Here is a 1356-nt window from a genome sequence, read left to right as displayed (position 1 = left end):
ACTGTACTTGCCAATAATCACTTCAATAATTTGGAAGCTGAAAAAGCTGACAGTATCCCTATGCCGCTCTGAGCTGCGTTTTAATTTGGGCTAATGTAGCCCCGGACTGAGCTTGGTCGTAGATATATTCAATCATGTCCTGTTTTTTCTGTAAGCGGTAGCGATGTAACCCATCGATCAAGCTTCCTTGGCCATCATAGATGCAGCACATCGAAGCAAACATCAGTAGGGTCAAGTAACGGTCAATGGCCTTAGCGGATCGGACCTGGTAGCGATCCATTGCCAGATGGACTTTGGCGGTTCGAAAGTACGTTTCAATCGCCCAACGCTTGCTGTAGTAGCTTAGAATTTCTTCATTTGTCAGTGAAACATCCGTGCTTAGAAAAGCCTTCATTTGTTTGGGGTCAAAACCTTCCCCCTCTTTCCAACACAGCAGCAGTGCGGCGTTTTCCAAGAGATTGAGCTTTCCTTCATAGCGATATACCCGATAAGCGGAGGAGCCGATGGTCACCAGATCGGTATCCGATTTCGAGATGTAGGAAGCAAAGCTTTTGAGCGATTGCCGAATGCCTTGTGGATAGAAAATACGGTTGGTTTTCAAACCACTAATGACATGAAAGCCTCGCTCGGCACTCGTTTGAAGCACCGAAGACGACGGATACCACGAGTCCATCAGCACGTAAGTCCAGCACGTGGACATCGGGACGGCCTGGATCATCTCGCAAGCCAGGGCAATTTTGCTCTTTCCTTCCGGGTCATAACGTTCCGTAGCAAATGGATATACCTGATCACCCGAACGGAGCAGGGCTTGAACAACGGCATGCCCATATACATGTCGGCCCTTGAGATGAGAATGCTGAAACGAAGCTCCTTGCATCGTATGCGTAGCCTGTGACGAAGGCTTGGTTTTTTCACACACGGTATCGTCAAGGATCACAAAAATCGGGCTGTGATGCTGCTGAGCGCTCTCCTTAATCTGCTGAAAAGCTACACGTTGAACGATACGTTTAAGGTAGGGAGTGTTCCAGTGACCGTGAGATAAGAAATGACTCAGGGTTCTGCGATCTCGATCCTGCAAGCTTTCCCGATGAATGTCGGTTAAGGTGCCCGTAAATCCAGTAGAAAGCATGCCATCCACGAAGTACTTGATGTGATGGAGCGCGGGTTTAGTAAAATATAGCGGGAGCTTCCACTGCTTAAAAAGATTGTTCCAATGGCTCTGTTGTGTTAATTTAATCGTATGGGACATGTCTTGTTCTCTCCTGCGTAGGGTCGTTGGTGGTACTTCTATTTTACGCGAAGAGTCAAGTGTGTCTCTTTTTACATTTCATGGAACTGATTTTGAGCAAGTACAGT

General features: G+C 47.2%; 1 protein-coding gene. It reads right to left on the bottom strand.

Annotation, left to right across the window (positions count from 1 at the left end):
- Nucleotides 1–58 precede the first annotated feature (58 nt).
- The gene (locus L696_RS0112455) at nucleotides 59–1249 is read right to left on the bottom strand and encodes an IS701 family transposase (RefSeq protein WP_025683922.1); all 1191 of its coding nucleotides are present in this window, start codon (nucleotides 1247–1249) and stop codon (nucleotides 59–61) included.
- Nucleotides 1250–1356 lie beyond the last annotated feature (107 nt).

The sequence above is a fragment of the Paenibacillus maysiensis genome, from assembly GCF_000520815.1.
In the GTDB taxonomy this organism is placed as follows: domain Bacteria; phylum Bacillota; class Bacilli; order Paenibacillales; family Paenibacillaceae; genus Paenibacillus; species Paenibacillus maysiensis.
Note: the sequence above shows the minus strand (reverse complement) of the source record. Positions and strands in the feature narration are given on the sequence as shown.